The organism is Pseudomonas cistanchae (assembly GCF_054483635.1).
Window position 1 is genome coordinate 36,749 of the sequence record NZ_JBTLWN010000005.1, and the last position, 16,824, is coordinate 53,572.

Here is a 16,824-nt window from a genome sequence, read left to right on the forward strand (position 1 = left end):
GCTGACAATCAACATGCGGTTATGTTTTGTTAAAGCCAACCGGCATGGTTGACGGCTTGCGCGCGAAATTGGCGAGCCGCTACCACGGTAGCGGCCTTTGGCCAGCCTCTGGTAAAGCATAGCGACGTCAGACGACCCCGCCACACTTCGCCTGCCCCTCAAACAAAACTGGCGCTGACCTGCCGGTCACGCCGCCAGTCGCTTTATCAGAGTCGCTAGGCGAGGCTTTTGCTGACTACTTCATACACATCACTGGACAGCTCACCGGACGCCAGAATGCGCTCCAATTCGGCCTTCATCAGCGCCTGGCGGGCGCTGTCGTACTTGCGCCAGCGGGTCAATGGCGCCAGCAGGCGGGACGCGATCTGCGGATTGAGCGCATTCAAGACGATCACCTGATCTGCCAGGAAGCGATAGCCACTGCCATCGGCCTGGTGAAAGCCGATCAGATTCTGCCCGGCAAAGGCGCCGATAAGCGCACGAACCTTGTTCGGATTCTTCAGCGTGAACGCTGGATGCTTCATCAGCTGCTCGACCCGCTGCAGCGCGCCCGGCAACCCGCTCGCCGCCTGCACGCTAAACCACTGGTCCATCACCAGCGGGTTGTCCTTGAAGAACTCGGCGAAACTTGCCAACGCCCTGGCCTTGGCGTCCTCGAACGGCGAGTTGACCAGCACCGCCAGCGCCGCCAGACGCTCGGTCATGTTGTCACTGGCGTCGAACTGATCGAGACAGGCGGCGAGCACATGTTCCTTGCCGCTGAGCATCAGATAAGACAGGGCAATGTTCTGCAAGCTGCGGCGGGCGAAATGCTCGGCCTCGGCAACGTAAGGGGTCTTGAGTGAGACCTCGCGGTTGCGCTGATATCGCCGCCATAGCGGCTCGTACAGCGCTTCGGCCAACTGGGCACGGGCAAATTCGCGAGCAGCGTGGATCGCATCGACATCGGCGACTTCACTGATCTCGGTCAGGTAGGCCTCCCCCGGCAAGGACAGCATTTCAGCGACCATGGCCTGGTCCAGTTGCTCGTTCTCCACCACGCTTTGCAACGCCACGACCAGGCGCTGATCCAGCTGCAGAGGTTCGCCGCGCTGGTGCTGGCCGATCAGTTCCTGCAGTACCTGGACCGACAGCTGCTGACCTGCATCCCAGCGGTTGAAGCCATCGCTGTCATGCTGCATGAGGAACATCAGCTGATCGCGGCTGTACGGAAAGCTCAGTTTGACCGGTGCCGAGAAGCCGCGCAGCAGTGACGGCAAGGGCTGCTCGGGCACATCAACGAACGTCACCACCTGCTCGGCTTCGGTGATTGCGATCACCCGTGACAGCGCATCGCTCGCCGCCTCGCCCTGCAGGCGTACCGGCAATGCCTGACCCTGGGCGCCGAGCAGGCCAAGTTCGACGGGAATCACGAACGGCTGCTTCTCGCTCTGCCCCGGGGTGGCCGGGCAGCTCTGCCTGAAGGTCAATCGATAGGTCTGGCTTGCGCCGTCGTACGCTTCGCTGACGACCAGGCGCGGCGTGCCGGCCTGACTGTACCAGCGCTTGAACTGGGTCAGGTCCGTGCCGTTGGCATCTTCCATCGCCTTGACGAAATCATCCACGGTGACGGCCTGGCCATCGTGGCGCTCGAAGTACAGGTCGGAGCCCCTGCGAAAACCCTCATCGCCCACCAGGGTCTGGATCATCCGCACCACTTCCGCGCCCTTTTCGTACACGGTCAGGGTGTAGAAATTGGAGATTTCGATAAAGGCATCGGGCCTGACCGAATGGGCCATGGGCCCGGCATCCTCAGCAAACTGGTGGGTGCGCAGGTAGGCCACATCCTCGATGCGCTTGACCGTGGCCGAATTCATGTCGGCGCTGAACTGCGCATCGCGGAATACCGTGAAACCTTCCTTGAGCGACAGCTGGAACCAATCGCGGCAGGTCACCCGATTGCCCGACCAGTTATGGAAGTATTCATGGGCGACGATCGCTTCGACGCGCTGGTGGGCGGCATCGGTCGCGGTTTCGGCGCGGGCCAGCACGGCGCTGGAATTGAAAATATTGAGGCCCTTGTTTTCCATGGCGCCCATGTTGAAATCGTTGACCGCAACGATCATGAAGATATCCAGATCGTATTCGCGGCCGTACGCCTCTTCATCCCACCGCATAGACTTCTTCAGGCTGTCCATTGCGTGCTGGCACTTGTCGATATTTTCCGGCTCGGTGTAGATGCGCAGGGCTACTTCGCGCTGGCTCATGGTGGTGAAGCTGTCCTCCACGCACCAGAGATCACCCGCCACCAGGGCGAACAGATACGCCGGCTTCATGAACGGGTCTTCCCAGGTCGCCCAGTGGCGGAGCCCATTTCCTGATTCGCTCTGCTCGCTGCCACTGGCAATCGGGTTGCCGTTGGACAGCAGCACCGGGTAGCGGTGTTGCTCCGCGCTCAGCGTCGTGGTGAAGCGGCTCATCACGTCCGGCCGATCGAGGTAGTAGGTGATCTTGCGAAACCCTTCGGCTTCACACTGGGTGCAGAACATGCTGCCGGACTTGTACAGGCCTTCCAGCGCGGTATTGCTCTCCGGATGGATGCGTACGCTGCTGTCGATGACAAAGCGGGTCTGGGTCGGCTGCAGGGTTAGGTGGCTGTCGCTCAACTGATAGTCGCCGGCACCCAGGACGCGATCGTCGAGCGCCAGCGACAGCAGCTCCAGCTGCTGGCCATCCAGCTGCAAGGGCGGCAAGCCTGCGCCCGCGTCTGGGTTGCGCCGCATCATCAGCTGCGCATGGACCAGGGTGTGGTCTTCGAACAACTCGAATGTCAGGTGCGTCTCGTCGATCAGATAGTCCGGCGCCTGATAGTCCTTGAGGTAGATCATTTTCGGTTGTTCGGTACGCATGGCTTATGGCCCTTCAGGTTCAGGCCCGGTCGGCCTGTTGGCGAAATGGGATGTGCGCTTACTGATGCACCGCCAACTGGTAGGCGGTGTATTTGCGGATATTGATCACGCCGGTGTCGAACATCAGGTACTGGCCCTTGATTCCCAGCAACGTGCCCTCGGCGATTGGGTTCTTGTCCAGGTTGAAGCTGTTGATCTTGGCCGGGTAAGCCTCGATCGGGTAGGCAATCTCGACAACCGGCTGGTCGTTCAACGGCTGGATCGCCTGGATACCAAAACGCTGCTGCAGCTCCGTCAGCCCGGCGCCGCAGCTGGCGAGCAACTGATCGCGCACGGCGAGCAGGTCAACCGGCGCGGCGTGGCCCTTGAGCAGGGCTCGCCAGTTGGTTTTATCCGCCACCTGGCTGCGCAGCAGGTCTTCGACGAAACCGGACTGCTGGCGCGTCGCGACCCGCAAAATCGGCAGGGCCTGGGTCGCGCCCTGGTCGATCCAGCGAGTTGGAATCTGCGTCGCTCGGGTGATGCCGACCTTTACCCCGGAAGAATTCGCCAGGTAGACCACATGATCGGTCATGCAGAACTGCTCGCCCCAGCTCGGCTCGCGACAGGTGCCAGCCTCATAGTGGCAGCGCTCGGGACTCATGATGCACAGGTCGCATTGCGCCAGCTTCTGCATGCACGGGTAGCAGTAGCCCTGACTGAAACTGCTCTTCGTGCGGCGGCCGCAATGGTTGCAGTGAATGGCGCCGAGAAACTCCAGCCGCAGTGTTTTGCCGACCAGCGGGTTGACGGGAATTTCCTCGTCGCCCAGGCGAAAGCTATAGTGCACGGGCAAGTCCAGACGCGTCTTCATCTTGCTCAGGGTGCCGCGAGCCAACTCGATCATCAGTGCAGAGTATCCGAGGACTTGAACAACAGATTAGCAATCGGCTCGGACTTGGAGCTGCATTCCTGCGGGCCCATGTAGCCGATGCGTTGATCTTCCGGCAGGTTCTGGATCTCCCAGGCGATAAGCGCCTGCAGGGTCAGCTCCTTCTGCTCCTGGGTCAGCTTGCGGCCGTCCGGCCATTTGCCGATTTCGACCGCAAGCTTGAGGCTCTGGTAGATCTCGGGGGTGATGTTGTCGATAGCGGCGAGAAAGGACGACATGGTGACTCCGAATGGTTACCGTCGAATGCGATGGGTCAGTTTACCGGTGCCGGCGCGCCAGCGCACCGCCAAGCAGCCCCGTCAGGCAGCCGGCGAGCAAGCCGCCGACATGGGCAGCGTTGGCAATGGCGCCAAATTGCAGCAATTCGAAAATCCCGGTCATGCAGATCAGCAGCCAGGCCAGCATCATCACCAGGACGCCAGTGGGCAAGCGGTAAACCGCCGTCGGTGCGAGGCGCTGGAAAATCCAGCAGTGGCCGAGCAACCCATAGAGCACCCCGGACAACCCGCCGAACAACGAAGGGCCGCTCCACAGGTATTGGGCGAAGTTCGACGCAAGGCTGAACAACAGGGTCAAGGCCAGCAGCGCCAACGCACCCTGACGCGCCTCGATACGCCGGCCCAGTTCCCAGTACCAGAGCGCATTCATCGCCAGATGAAGAATGCCGAAGTGGATCAGCATCGGCGTGACCAGCCGCCACCACTGGCCTAGCGCCAGGGTTTCGTCCAGCTCGCTGAAATAGATGTACTGACCCTGAATGCGAAAATCGATAAAGCTCAGCCAGCGAATGGTGACGAAGTTGTCGCCCAGCATGGTCACCGCCGCAGCCAGCAAGGTGGTTACCAGCAGCGCGGCGGTCAGCGGGCTCGTCCGCAATTGCCGGGCGAAGCCGCCGCCCTGACCCTGGCTCTCTGGGCTTTCCGACACCTGCAACGAGGCGTCGCCCAGCGGATAGCGCGCATACAGGTCGCGAACCTGTTCGGCCAGCGCATCGCCTGGCACCCACAGCACCTGCTCCCCGGCCTCTTCCGCGACACGGTGCGGAACCTGCCCGCGCTGGAGCATGGCGATAAACCCGCTCAGGTTGATGTGCGCCGGCACGCGCAATGCCGCCACCGGGCTCATTGCAAGAACTCCGGGCTCAGCTCCACCCAGACGAACTTGCCCGGGTCCAGACGTTTCTCCTGATCCAGACGGTATGCCACCAGCTTGCCGTTCAACACCGCACTGTAATCCAGGCAAGCAAGGTTGGGACGGATCGGCGCTGGCTTGCCGCTGCGCCAGTAATGCCCCACAAACAGCAGCGGTTCGTCTGCCGCATATTTCAGCAGTTCGACTTTCTGCACCTCGCTGAGCGGCATCTGGGCGGCGAGCTCTGGCAGGGCGTCGGGCTGAAACACGATATCGCCATAGGTCTGCGGGTCTTCCTCCCAGAATTTGGTGCGGAAATGCGCGCGGGTGAAACCGTCGCCGCCAGTCACGGTCAAGCCATGCGGCAGGCGCATGTCGGTACCGCGCAACAGTCGGTCCAGCGCGGTATTGGCAAAGCTGCCGGGCACAGCGGACGCCTGGAGAAAATGCTCATCAATGCAACCGTCAGGAAATTGCGCACGCAGCGACTCGATCAGGCCCGCATCCCAGCACGCGTGCACCACGCGAAAATGGCCCGCGTCGATAAACAGCGGCAGCTCGTAGAACCAGTCGAGAAAAGCGCGCCACTCCGCCGGGTAAGTGGCGAACTGCTCAAGGGTTTGCTTGTTCAGGCGGGCATGCCGGGCGCTGTGCTCGCGCACGAACTGGCGACCACTGCCGGGCGGTGCGGGCGTGCTCCAGCCGAGCGCATTGAATTCATGATTGCCCATGATGCACAGCGCTTCGCCCGCCGCGACCATATCGCGTACCAGGTGCAGCGTTTCGCGAATCTGCGGGCCGCGGTCGACCAGATCGCCGAGAAAAACTACCTGGCGCCGCGGATGACGCCAGACGCCGCCATGGATCCGGTAACCGAGCCGGTCCAGCAACTGCTCGAGGGCAGCGGTACAGCCGTGAATGTCACCAATCAGGTCATAGCCGCGGGAAGGATCGAGCTGCATCAATCGCCTCCGCCACCGAGGCGACTGCCCCACCCCAGCTTGGTGCGGCACACCTCGTAGTAATTGTGATCCAGCGGATGAATCAGGCAGAGCTTCTGCGGCTTTTTACCGATGGTGATGGTGTCGCCGGGCGCACAAGTGAAATGGTTCTGCCCATCGCAGGACACCAGCGGGTAGATCTGCAGGTCCTGCGACACGACGATTTTCAGCTCACTGTTGCCGTCGACCACGATTGGCCGGCTGGACAATGTATGCGGGTACATCGGCACCACCACGATGGCGTCGAGCTTGGGGTGCATGATCGGCCCACCCGCCGACAGCGCATAGGCGGTAGAGCCCGTTGGGGTAGCCACGATCAAGCCGTCGGCCTTCTGGCTGCAGACAAACTGCCCATCAATGAATAACTCAAACTCGATCATCCGCGTCGATTTGCCAGGGTGCAGCACCACATCGTTGAGCGCATCACCCTGACCGATGGCCTCACCGCTGCGGCGCACTTCCGCTTCCAGCAGAAAACGGTTCTCGGTGAGGTAGTTGCCTTCGAGCACCTGGGCCACTTTGAGTTCCAGCTCATCCGGCCGAATGTCGGTAAGAAAGCCCAGGCTGCCGCGGTTGATGCCCAGGACCGGGACCTTGTGTCTGGCCAGCGCCCGGGCGGCGCCAAGCATGCTGCCGTCGCCGCCCACGACTATCACCAGGTCGCAGACTTCACCAAGGATCTTGCGCGACGAGGTCTGCAGGCCATGGCCAGGCAGCACTTCGGCGATGGTGTCCTCGAGAATCACATGCAGATGACGGTCGATCAGGAACGTTTTCAGCCGGCGAATGGTGTCGAGCACCTGGGGACTGCCCAACCGACCGATGATGCCGATGTTACGAAACTGCTCCATGGTGCACTCGCAAGCTCTGCTCTAGAGCGTCCGATTATGGGCGAAAGCCAGCAGCAGCGGCAAACTTGCAGCTACAGCAGTCCCCGCGCGCTAATCCTGCTTCCGTCAGTCAGGCTGTTTGACGCTATGCTCGCAGCATGAAGCCCTTCCCTTCGCTCGCTGAGCTGCCTGACCAACTGCATACCGCTGCGGTTCGCGACCTGGCCTGGGTGCTGCTTTCGCCGCCCCTGCTGAGCGTCACGCCACAACCACAGCGCCATCCCTTGCAGGCCAGCCGGTGGTCACACACGCCCGGGTTGCTGGCTGACTGGCTGCTGCAGCTCGATGGCGACAGCGGCGAGCTGGACACTTGGCTGGCGCAACGCTCGGTGCGCCGTCTGGGGCTGTATTACGAGCGCCTCTGGCAGTTCGCCCTGCGGGCGGCGCCGGACGTGCACATCCTCGCCGCTAATCTGCCAGTGCGCCGTGGCGGTCATACGCTTGGCGAACTGGACTTGTTGCTGCGCGACGAACAAGGCGTGCACCACCTCGAACTGGCGATCAAGCTCTACCTCGGACCGGCGCAGGGCGGCGGCGAGCAACCAGCACGCTGGCTCGGCCCCGGCAGTCATGACCGTCTCGATATCAAGCTCGCCCACCTCGATCAGCATCAGCTGCCCTTGTCGGCCAGCGTCGACGCACGCCCGCTGCTGGCTGAGCTGGACATCCATTCGGCGCAACCGGCGCTGTGGCTGGGTGGTTATCTGTTCTATCCGTGGGCTTGCGGTAGCGCCGCCCCGCATGGCGCCAATCCGCAGCACTTGCGCGGGCACTGGCTGCACCGGCGTGATTGGCCGCTGTTCGCGGCACAGCGTGGCGAGGGTTACTGGCAGCCGCTGCAACGCCACGCCTGGTTGGCCGCGGCGCGAATCGAGCCGCAGGACCTGTGGCCCACCGCGCAGTTGGACGCCTGGCTGACTACGCTGCCGGCGCATGCCAATGCTCAGTTATTAGTGAGGCTGGTCGAGGGGCCTGCTGGGAAATGGTTCGAGACAGAGCGCGTGTTTCTGGTCAGCGACCTGTGGCCGGCACAACCTGAAAACAAGGAATAAGGTCGTTGCAACAGCGAGCCGCCTGAGGCGGCACGCTTGCTTCAGCGGCTGCGTTCGGTGCGACCGCCCGAACGGGCCAGATAGCCTGAGCCACTTTCACACAGCAGGCCATCGCGCTGCACGGCAGGCAAAGCATCCAGACCATCACGCAGCACGTAAGCATTGAAGCCCAGCTGGGACAACAGGAAAACTGCGCTGGCACTGCGTTTACCGCTGTCGCAATAACACAGGTAGGCACGGTCCTTGTCCAGCAGGCGCGCCTTCAAACGCAGCAGTTGCAGCGGCATGTTCAAAGACTCCAGAGCATGGCCGCGCTCGTACTCTTCCTGCAAGCGCACGTCCAGCCACTGCGCGCCGGCGCTCAACAGGCGCGCGGCTTCACCCAGCGATACCTCGTTGACCACCGGCGCCTTGAGCAGGGAGAAAAAGTCCTGGCGATCAAGCCGCAGCACCACGCCGTCTTCGAGCAAGGTCACGGTGGCATTGCGCGGGCGATCCGCCAGCAAGGCTTCCTCGCCAAAGCAGGCGCCAACGTCGAGTTCGGCCAAGACCTGATGCGCGCTGTCGGCATTGCGGATCACCTCCAGCCGACCGCTCTTGAGAAAGTAGCAGCAGTCGCCGACATCGCCTTCATGCAGGACAGTGCTACCGGCTGGCAATTCGATGCGCTGCAGGCGCGTCAACATGGCGCGCACGTTGGAGGGCGGCACCTTGGCAAACAGCGGGTTGGCCAGCAGCCGCTCCAGCCACTCGACTTCTTCGTGGTTCTGCCCGAGCTCAAGAAGCAGATCTTGGTATGCCAATCGCCAGGTGACCAGCCGATTGAGGGTGGCACTGTCGAGCGCAAGCACGCTGACATCGCTAACTGCGCGGGCTTCGTGCAAACGAGGCAGGCTCGGCGACAACGGATGACAACTGGCCTCGCTACCGGCACGCAGGATGCGCTGCTGCCCGTCCGCATCGTGCAGTGCCAGGTCGCCGGCCAGCAGGTAGTAGGTCAGGCGCGCCTGGTCACCCTGGCGAAACAGCAACTGCCCGGCCAGCAGCGGTTGCGGGACCAACTGGCTGCGCAGCTCCCGCCACTGCTGTTCAGAGAGCACATTCAGCGGCGTCAGGCTGCGCAGTTGCTCGGGATTAAGAGGTTCACTCATCGCAATTTCCAGGTCCCGCGGATCGAGGTTCAGTGTAGCCGGCCAATGAAGTCGGTGGGCTTAACCCCGCCGTGCTTGCGCAGTGCAGTGTCACGCCCTTGTAATCCACCGGTGTGTAAGAACACCAGACGATAACCGCGGGCAAAGGTACCGGCCGCCACTTGCTGGCGCAATGCCATTAACGCTTTGCCGGTATACAGCGGCTCCAACGCGAAACCCAATGCGGCCTCGCTCTCCTCGATAAAAGCCAGCAACTGCGCGTCCACCTTGGCAAACCCACCGCGGCTCGCCTCGATCAGAGAATAGTTTTCATCCGCCAGCCCCGCCTCGGCCAACACCGTACGCAGCAGTTCAGCAACTCCATAATCAGCCGGTACCGCCAGCGCGCCATACACCGGGTGAGCGCCAGCCTCGCCCATCAGCAAGCCCGCCATGGTGGTGCCCGTACCGGCGGCAACCCAGATACCGTCGTAGTCAGCCCAGCCCAGGGCAGGAAGCTGTTCGCGCACCCGCGCTACCAGTTCGGCGCAGCCGCTTGCACCCAGCAAGCCACCACCGCCTTCAGGCACTACCGCAAAATCAGCATAGCGCTCACGCCACGGCGTCCAGAATCCAGCCTCATGCCGGGCCCGATAGCCCGCGTATCCAAGCCAGTGCAGCTGCATGCCGAATCGCTCGAGATCGCGAACGGTGGGGGTATCCTGCGCATTCCCGCGAACCAGACCAACGGTTGGAAAGTCGAATCGGCGGCCCGCTGCCGCCAGCGCGTGCAGGTGATTGGAATAAGCACCGCCAAGGCTGATGACACCTTCAGCGCCTGTGGCCGCAGCAGCGCGCAGGTGCGGCGCAAGCTTGAACCACTTGTTGCCGCTGATCAGCGGATCGATCAGGTCCAGACGAAGAACGGCAAGTTCGATTCCTGCCTGGCTCAGCCAATCCAGGTGCACGGGCTGGAGCGGCACATCGCCGGCCCAGTCGGCGAATGCAAGCGGCAAGATCAGCTGACGGTGCGGAGGCGGCTGCTTGCTTTGTGTCGCGCGCAGCAATTGGAATCACCCAGGGTAAAACGGCTGGGTGTATCGATGCGGTCAATCGGGATGGCGCAGCGCTCGCCGCTGGGGAGCTTGGCCTCGCAGCTTGGCTGTTGATAGTGGCCCAGCCACTGACGGTACTGCTCTTCGGAGACGAAGCATTTGGCCGACACGTAGGCCATCGGGTTGTCCTGATAGCGGGCAATGTCCTGCAGCGCGATGGTCAGATGACCGGCGCCTGGGTGGTAGACCACGAACACCACGCCCAGCTTGGCCAGCCGCTCCAGAATCTGGTCGCCGCTCTGCCCAGCCAATTCATTGCGCTCACGCTTGAGACGTTCGATCTCCTGCAACAGCTGGCTGTCCTGCTCCTTGCGGTAGGCCAGCTCCACATCACGAATGGCGATCTGTTCCTTGTACTCCACCACTGCCGAGGCGATTTTCGCCTGCAGTTCGGACTCCAGCTGGGCCCGCACCAGGTCACTTTCGCTCCGGCCCTGGCGCTCCAGGGTGCGCAATTGCTCGGTCATTTCCTCGCGCGATGTCTGGATGCTCGCCGCTTGCGCCGCCAGTTGCGCCTTGAGGCTGGAATTCAGTTCTTCCTGCTGGCGCAGCGCCTGGTGCAGCCCGTGAATCTGCGCCTGGAGATTCTTGCTCTGTTCATCATTGAGCAGTTTCAGCTTGGCCAGCTCTTCTTCGTGCTGCTGACTCAGGCTGGCGATGCGCAGGCGCTGCTGTTTGATCAGTTGGGCGGCCTTCTGCCGCTGTTCCTGATCGACCTTTTCGGCGGCCTGCTCAGCAGCCTTGTCGGCACTTTCCTGGGCAGGATCGGCGGCGTACCACTTGTCCTCCGAGGCCATTTGCAGCCGCTCGGGCGCCAGGGCCTGGGACGCATCGTCTTCGATCAGCAAACCAAGCAGATTGCGTTTGACCACGTCCCGCAGCAGAACCAGATCATTCTGCCCCGGCGCCAGGCTTGGGTCCCACAGGTGCATTTGGTGCCAGGACACCGGGCACTGGCTGCGGCAGGCCAGACGAATGGGGCCGGCACCCAGGTCAGGACCACGCCCGGCACGTTCGGCGAGGTGTTGCAACGGGATATTCCAGCCAGTATCCGGCGCGCCGTTTTCATCGAAATCGAGGTAGAAGAATACGGCGGATTTGATCAGCAAACGGGGATTGATCAGGACGAATGCGACACGCATCTGCTGATCGGCGAACTCCGGCATATTCACTACGCCATCAAGCAACGCCTCAAATTCGGGAAAGAGCATTTCCTTGCAGATACCGCCGCGTTCCGAAAAGAACATCACGGCCTCAACCATCTGCGGTTTGTTCTGCATGCTCATCGGTTCCCCTCTAGGCCAAAACGGTGGAATCCGCTCAAGCGGGTGCGCCCAGCGATCTGGACTGACCCTGTAATTCAGGGGCATTGCCCACGTGGAAGCAAGTCTAGGGGAAAAACCAACGCCAGCAATGTGACTGGGTTGGCAGTCGCCTCTGCCGCCAAACCTGGGCAGGCCGGCGACAGCGCGAAAGTGTGATGGGATTAGTGCAACGAATCAGCGCTTTGCGGCCGCCAGGAACGGCCCTAGGCGCGCGCCCATTTCCTCGCCAAGCGCCTGCAAACCGCTCATGGGGCGGATCATCACCTCGAACTCGACGATCTTTCCCTGCTCGTCGAACCGAATCATATCGATGCCCTTAAGCTCGCGGCCATTGACCTCGGCGCTGAATTCCAGCACCACACTCAGGCCATCTTCGCTGACAAGCTCACGGTAGTAGGTGAACCCTTCAAACACCTTGCTCACGGTGTTGAGGATCATCGACACCACCGGCGCCCCGGCATAAGGCTTGAAGGCCATCGGCGAGCGAAACACCACCTGCGGATGCAGGAGGCCCGGCAAGGCACTCAGGTCATTCTTGGCGATCAGGTCATGCCATTGCGCAAGCGTAACGGCAGCCTGAGGTTGCACGGCTAGAGCGGACATACACGGCACCTCTTATGGTTATGAACCTTTTTGTTGTTGTGAGCGGTGCAAAAGCTCGGTGCCAGCCAGCGTTAAACCTGATCAGGATCTCGCACGCCAGCACCGGGCAGGATTTAAAGCGCCGCCGCCAAGCGCGAGCCCTGATTGATGGCGCGCTTGGCATCGAGCTCGGCCGCTACATCGGCGCCGCCAATCAGGTGCACGTTCTGCCCCGCCGCGACCAGCCCGTCCTGCAGCTCGCGCAGCGGGTCCTGGCCAGCGCAGATGATCACCGTATCCACCGGCAACAGCTGCGGCTCGCCTTCACCGACACGGATATGCAAACCGTCGTTGTCGACCTTCACGTACTCGACGCTGTTGAGCATCTGCACGTTCTTGTTCTTCAGGCCGGTACGGTGAATCCAGCCAGTGGTCTTGCCCAGGCCGTCGCCGACCTTGGACTTCTTGCGTTGCAGCAGATACACCTGGCGTGCCGGCGCGTGCACGTCAGCCTGAATGCCGGCGACGCCGCCACGGGCTTCGAGCTGGGTGTCGATCCCCCACTCTTTCCAGAAAGCTTCACGGTTGAGGCTGGTGGCTTCTCCCTGGTGGGTGATGAACTCGGACACATCGAAGCCGATGCCGCCGGCACCGATCACGGCGACCGTCTGCCCCACGGGCTTACGCTGCAGGATGGCGTCCAGGTAGCTGATGACTTTTGGGTTGTCGACCCCTGGAATTTCCGGCGTGCGCGGAGCGATACCGGTGGCCAGGATGATCTCGTCAAAGCCGCCCTTGGCCAGGTCATCTGCCGAGACGCGGGTGTTCAAGCGCACATCGACACCAGTGGTTTCCAGCTTGCGCTTGAAGTAGCGCAGGGTCTCAAAGAACTCTTCCTTGCCCGGCACGCGCTTGGCCACGTTGAACTGGCCGCCGATTTCGCTGGCCGAATCGAACAGGGTCACGCTATGGCCACGCTCGGCGGCCACAGTAGCCGCGGACAGGCCCGCCGGACCGGCGCCGACCACGGCGATCTTCTTCACCGCGGTGGTGGGGATGTAGTTCAGCTCGGTCTCGTGGCAGGCGCGCGGGTTGACCAGGCAGCTGGTCAGCTTGCCACCGAAGGTGTGATCCAGGCAGGCCTGGTTGCAGCCGATGCAGGTGTTGATCTCATCGCTACGGCCTGCGGCAGCTTTGTTGACGAAATCCGGGTCAGCGAGAAACGGCCGGGCCATGGAGACCATGTCGGCGTCGCCTTCAGCCAAGACTTGTTCGGCCACTTCCGGCGTGTTGATGCGGTTGGTGGTAATCAGCGGAATGTTCACCTCACCGCGCAACTTGGCGGTGACCTTGGTGAAGGCCGCGCGCGGCACCTTGGTGGCGATGGTCGGGATACGCGCTTCGTGCCAGCCGATACCGGTGTTGATGATGGTCGCGCCGGCCTTTTCGATGGCCTTGGCCAGCAGGACGATCTCGTCCCAGGTGCTGCCGCCTTCGACCAAGTCGAGCATCGACAAACGATAAATGATGATGAAGTTCGGGCCGACGGCCTCGCGCACGCGGCGGACGATTTCCACCGGCAGGCGCATGCGGTTTTCGTAGCTGCCGCCCCAACGGTCGGTACGATGGTTGGTGTGGGCCGCCAGGAACTGGTTGATGAAGTAGCCTTCCGAACCCATGATCTCGACGCCATCGTACTCAGCCTGTTGGGCCAGCAGCGAACAGTTGATGAAGTCCTTAATCTGCTTCTCGATGCCTTCCTCGTCCAGCTCTTTGGGCTTGAACGGGTTGATCGGCGCCTGAATCGCGCTCGGCCCTACGGATTTCGGGCTGTAGGCGTAACGACCCGCATGCAGGATCTGCATGCAGATCTTGCCGTCTGCTTCATGCACGGCGCGGGTGACGATCTTGTGTTTCTCGGCTTCCTCGACGGTGGTCAGTTTCGCCGCGCCGGAATAAACCCCCCCCTCCTCGTTAGGGCCGATACCACCCGTGACCATCAGGCCAACCCCACCACGCGCACGCTCGGCAAAATAGGCCGCCATCCGCTCGAAGCCGTCGGGCTTCTCTTCCAGGCCGGTATGCATGGAGCCCATCAGTGTGCGGTTCTTCAGGGTGGTGAAACCAAGGTCCAGCGGAGCAAGCAGGTGCGGGTAATGGGCGGTGGTCATAGGACTCTCCACATCGATCGGCATATTTCACGGAAGTGCCGTGACCTCCAAGGGCCACAGTCGGTATGCGCTAGACGATAAAGAGCCATGCGAAACGGCTCAATGACCCAAAGTGACAACTTATTGATCTTAAGTTACAGCCCGCCTTGGCAATCCCCTGCGAAATACTTACCCTGAGAACGCAGCGCGTAAGGCGCCGATATTGACTCGAGGCGGCACCCCACCATGAAAACTCCACGGGTTCGCCTGGGCGATCTTTCCGTTGGCTTTATCCATAGCCTGGCCGATGCGATGACCCAGCTTGGCCAGGACCCTCAGCCGCTGCTGGAGCGCTATGGCTTCGACGCCGCGCGGATGGCCGAGGCGCGCGCACGCTTATCGATCCCGCGGTACATGCGCCTGGGTTACAACGCCATTCAGCAAACCGGCGAACCCGCCCTGGGTCTGCTGATGGGCCAGCTGACCCGACTGAGTCAGGCGGGCCTGGCCGGACTCAGCGCCGCGCAAGCGCCCACGGTGAGGGACGCGGCCTGGGCACTGACCCGCTTCGAACCTTTGTACGCTTCTAACTACCGCGGCCAATCCAGCCTGAGCGAAGACAGCCAAGGCGCCTGGCTGCGGTTCTATTCGATCAGCCCCTACAACGCCTACAACCGGTTCGTGGTCGATTCGGTGCTGAGCAGCTGGATGCAGCAGTTGGGGAGTCTCACCGGCCAGCGCCTGCCAGTGGAGAAAGTGCAGATCGAATTCGCTCAGCCCAGCTACAGCGAACGCTACGCGGAAGCGTTCGGTTGCGCCGTCGAATTCGGCTGCGCCGACAACCGTCTGCGCCTGAGCAAAACCACCCTCAACCTGCGCAACCCCGAACACTGCCCAAGCACTTGGAAACACATGATCGAAATCTGCGAACGCGAGCTGGAACAGCTGACGCGCACCCGCAGCCTGCGCGAGCGCATCACTCAATTGCTGGGCCCACTGCTGCATGGGCGCGAGCCGGACCTGTCGGAAGTCGCTGCGCGTCTGCAGCTGCCAAGCTGGACGCTGCGCCGCAAGCTGGCCGAAGAAGGCACGCAGTTTCGCACCATCCTCAACGAAACCCGCCGCGACCTGGCCATGGCCTATATCCGCGACACCGAACTGGCGTTCGGCGAGATCGCCTATCTGCTCGGCTTCGCATCCGCCGAGGCGTTCCAGCGCGCGTTCAAACGCTGGAATCAACAGACCCCAGGCGAGTTCCGCCGTACTCAGCGTAAGAACGCCTGAGAACACGCGGCAGCTGCACGAGCCCACCAGCGCGAACATCCGGAACGGCTGCGCAACGGGCGCTAAAGCTCGGTAGCGTCTTCCACCGGTTCGAGCCCATCCTCATCGAACGGGCGCGACTCCAGCAGCTCTTCCTGATAATCGTCCATAGAAAACTCTCAGATAATTAACGTGGCAAACAATGACCACCTGATAAGTTTAAAAGTCCCGGATGAATAAGCGATGACGATAAATCGCACGCAATAAAAAACCCTCAGGTATCGCTACCTGAGGGCTTCATATATGGCGCAGCGGACGGGACTCGAACCCGCGACCCCCGGCGTGACAGGCCGGTATTCTAACCGACTGAACTACCGCTGCGTGTCGGTGGACTTGCGTCCGTAGAACTCTTGCTTCTGGCCAGGCAACCATCCGGTTGTTTGACCTCATACCGAGCGAACTCGACATGGAAAATATGGCGCAGCGGACGGGACTCGAACCCGCGACCCCCGGCGTGACAGGCCGGTATTCTAACCGACTGAACTACCGCTGCGCGTCGGTCGGACTTGCGTCCGAAATTTTCGATCTTAAATCCGCAAAGAGTGGTGGGTGATGACGGGATCGAACCGCCGACCCTCTGCTTGTAAGGCAGATGCTCTCCCAGCTGAGCTAATCACCCATCGCTTTGCGAGGCGCGCAATCTACTTGGCGGCCTCACCTAAGTCAACACTCGGCTTAAGTTTTTTCTCGTATCGCGAGATAAAAAAGCCAGCGAAAACAACCATGCCGCTACGGCAGTCGCTGCCATCGCAGGCGGATTCATCCTTAGCCGCCCACGCCGGATTCAGGGCGCAACGCGCAGGTTGAGGCGCGCCGCTACCTGATTTTCTTCACCGCGATCCAGACCCGCCTCGGCAATCTGCACGCCCTGCTCTTCAAGCACGGCGAACCAGCGCAGCAGTTGAGCGAAAGGCGCTGCCTGCAAACTGACCTGCACCGCACCATCACCGTCGCTGTCCATTCGCTCGATGGAAAGACCTTGTTCGGCAGCGCTGGCGGTGACCAGACCCTGCAGCCTCGCCGGATCGACGCTAACCTTCGGCTTGCTGACCAGGTTGCGCGCCTGCGGCGCCTTGGCCTGCAGATAGGCATACAGGTCGCGCTGCTGTTCGAACGCGCTTTGCGCGGCAGCCACCCGCTGCTGAACCGGCTGCCAGAGCAGCAGGTACAGCACCACCAACCCGAGAAACAACCCCAGCAAACCGAGCGACATTCGGTCTCGCGGCGCCAGGCCACGCCAGCGTTGCGCCAGCTGAGAATTTTCCAGCTGTGCCGTGAATGGCGATGTCAACGCATCCAGTCCCAT

At 61.9% G+C, this 16,824-nt stretch carries 14 protein-coding genes and 3 tRNA genes; 2 read left to right on the forward strand and 15 right to left on the reverse strand.

Going from position 1 to position 16,824, the window contains the following annotated elements; translation table 11 throughout:
- Positions 1-215: 215 nt before the first annotated feature.
- The 6 genes from pepN to ACX0MV_RS14530 are packed head-to-tail and all read right to left on the reverse strand — an operon-like array spanning position 216 to position 6,802.
- Positions 216-2,888: an aminopeptidase N gene (gene pepN / locus ACX0MV_RS14505; protein ID WP_458983236.1), complete on the reverse strand. Its 2,673-nt coding sequence runs from the start codon at positions 2,886-2,888 to the stop codon at positions 216-218.
- 58 nt (positions 2,889-2,946) lie between these two features.
- Positions 2,947-3,774 carry a DUF2797 domain-containing protein gene (locus ACX0MV_RS14510; protein WP_458983237.1) on the reverse strand — a complete coding sequence of 276 codons (828 nt, stop codon included), beginning with the start codon at positions 3,772-3,774 and terminating at the stop codon, positions 2,947-2,949.
- On the reverse strand, positions 3,774-4,037 hold the full coding sequence (locus ACX0MV_RS14515; protein WP_458983238.1) for a YeaC family protein: 264 nt from the start codon (positions 4,035-4,037) through the stop codon (positions 3,774-3,776). The genes ACX0MV_RS14510 and ACX0MV_RS14515 overlap by 1 nt, the downstream gene beginning before the upstream one ends.
- Before the next feature lie 40 nt (positions 4,038-4,077).
- On the reverse strand, positions 4,078-4,944 hold the full coding sequence (locus ACX0MV_RS14520; RefSeq protein ID WP_458983239.1) for a rhomboid family intramembrane serine protease: 867 nt from the start codon (positions 4,942-4,944) through the stop codon (positions 4,078-4,080).
- The gene (locus tag ACX0MV_RS14525; protein ID WP_458983240.1) at positions 4,941-5,912 is read right to left on the reverse strand and encodes a metallophosphoesterase; all 972 of its coding nucleotides are present in this window, start codon (positions 5,910-5,912) and stop codon (positions 4,941-4,943) included. Before ACX0MV_RS14525 ends, ACX0MV_RS14520 begins: the two co-directional genes overlap by 4 nt.
- Positions 5,912-6,802 (reverse strand): NAD(+) kinase, encoded by an 891-nt coding sequence (locus ACX0MV_RS14530; protein ID WP_458983241.1) that lies wholly within the window; start codon positions 6,800-6,802, stop codon positions 5,912-5,914. Before ACX0MV_RS14530 ends, ACX0MV_RS14525 begins: the two co-directional genes overlap by 1 nt.
- A gap of 137 nt (positions 6,803-6,939) precedes the next feature.
- Between ACX0MV_RS14530 and ACX0MV_RS14535 the strand changes: the two genes are divergently transcribed.
- The gene (locus ACX0MV_RS14535) at positions 6,940-7,893 is read left to right on the forward strand and encodes a DUF1853 family protein (RefSeq protein WP_458983242.1); all 954 of its coding nucleotides are present in this window, start codon (positions 6,940-6,942) and stop codon (positions 7,891-7,893) included.
- Positions 7,894-7,934: 41 nt separating this feature from the next.
- Here ACX0MV_RS14535 and ACX0MV_RS14540 read toward each other — a convergent pair whose 3' ends face one another.
- The 5 genes from ACX0MV_RS14540 to ACX0MV_RS14560 all read right to left on the reverse strand — a co-directional run bounded on the left by ACX0MV_RS14540 (position 7,935) and on the right by ACX0MV_RS14560 (position 14,216).
- The gene (locus tag ACX0MV_RS14540) at positions 7,935-9,044 is read right to left on the reverse strand and encodes a cyclic nucleotide-binding domain-containing protein (protein ID WP_458983243.1); all 1,110 of its coding nucleotides are present in this window, start codon (positions 9,042-9,044) and stop codon (positions 7,935-7,937) included.
- Positions 9,045-9,073: 29 nt separating this feature from the next.
- Entirely contained in the window at positions 9,074-10,045 is a 972-nt protein-coding gene (locus ACX0MV_RS14545; RefSeq protein WP_458983558.1) for a 1-aminocyclopropane-1-carboxylate deaminase/D-cysteine desulfhydrase, read from the reverse strand.
- A complete protein-coding gene (locus ACX0MV_RS14550) occupies positions 10,042-11,424 on the reverse strand; it encodes a chromosome partitioning protein ParA (RefSeq protein WP_458983244.1) in 1,383 nt (460 codons plus the stop codon). The genes ACX0MV_RS14545 and ACX0MV_RS14550 overlap by 4 nt, the downstream gene beginning before the upstream one ends.
- 213 nt (positions 11,425-11,637) lie before the next feature.
- Complete coding sequence (locus ACX0MV_RS14555; RefSeq protein WP_458983245.1) at positions 11,638-12,066, reverse strand: nuclear transport factor 2 family protein; 429 nt, start codon at positions 12,064-12,066, stop codon at positions 11,638-11,640.
- 113 nt (positions 12,067-12,179) lie between these two features.
- The gene (locus ACX0MV_RS14560) at positions 12,180-14,216 is read right to left on the reverse strand and encodes an oxidoreductase (RefSeq protein WP_458983246.1); all 2,037 of its coding nucleotides are present in this window, start codon (positions 14,214-14,216) and stop codon (positions 12,180-12,182) included.
- 225 nt (positions 14,217-14,441) lie between these two features.
- On the opposite strand from ACX0MV_RS14560, the gene ACX0MV_RS14565 reads away from it, so the two are divergent.
- Positions 14,442-15,479 carry an AraC family transcriptional regulator gene (locus ACX0MV_RS14565; protein WP_458983247.1) on the forward strand — a complete coding sequence of 346 codons (1,038 nt, stop codon included), beginning with the start codon at positions 14,442-14,444 and terminating at the stop codon, positions 15,477-15,479.
- 283 nt (positions 15,480-15,762) lie between these two features.
- Here the strand turns inward: ACX0MV_RS14565 and ACX0MV_RS14570 are convergent.
- The 4 genes from ACX0MV_RS14570 to ACX0MV_RS14585 form a co-directional block, all read right to left on the reverse strand.
- Positions 15,763-15,839, reverse strand: a tRNA-Asp gene (locus tag ACX0MV_RS14570).
- Between the two features lie 95 nt (positions 15,840-15,934).
- A tRNA-Asp gene (locus ACX0MV_RS14575) sits at positions 15,935-16,011 on the reverse strand.
- 50 nt (positions 16,012-16,061) lie between these two features.
- Positions 16,062-16,137, reverse strand: a tRNA-Val gene (locus ACX0MV_RS14580).
- A 165-nt stretch (positions 16,138-16,302) separates the two neighbouring features.
- The gene (locus ACX0MV_RS14585; protein WP_458983248.1) at positions 16,303-16,824 is read right to left on the reverse strand and encodes a type II secretion system protein M; all 522 of its coding nucleotides are present in this window, start codon (positions 16,822-16,824) and stop codon (positions 16,303-16,305) included.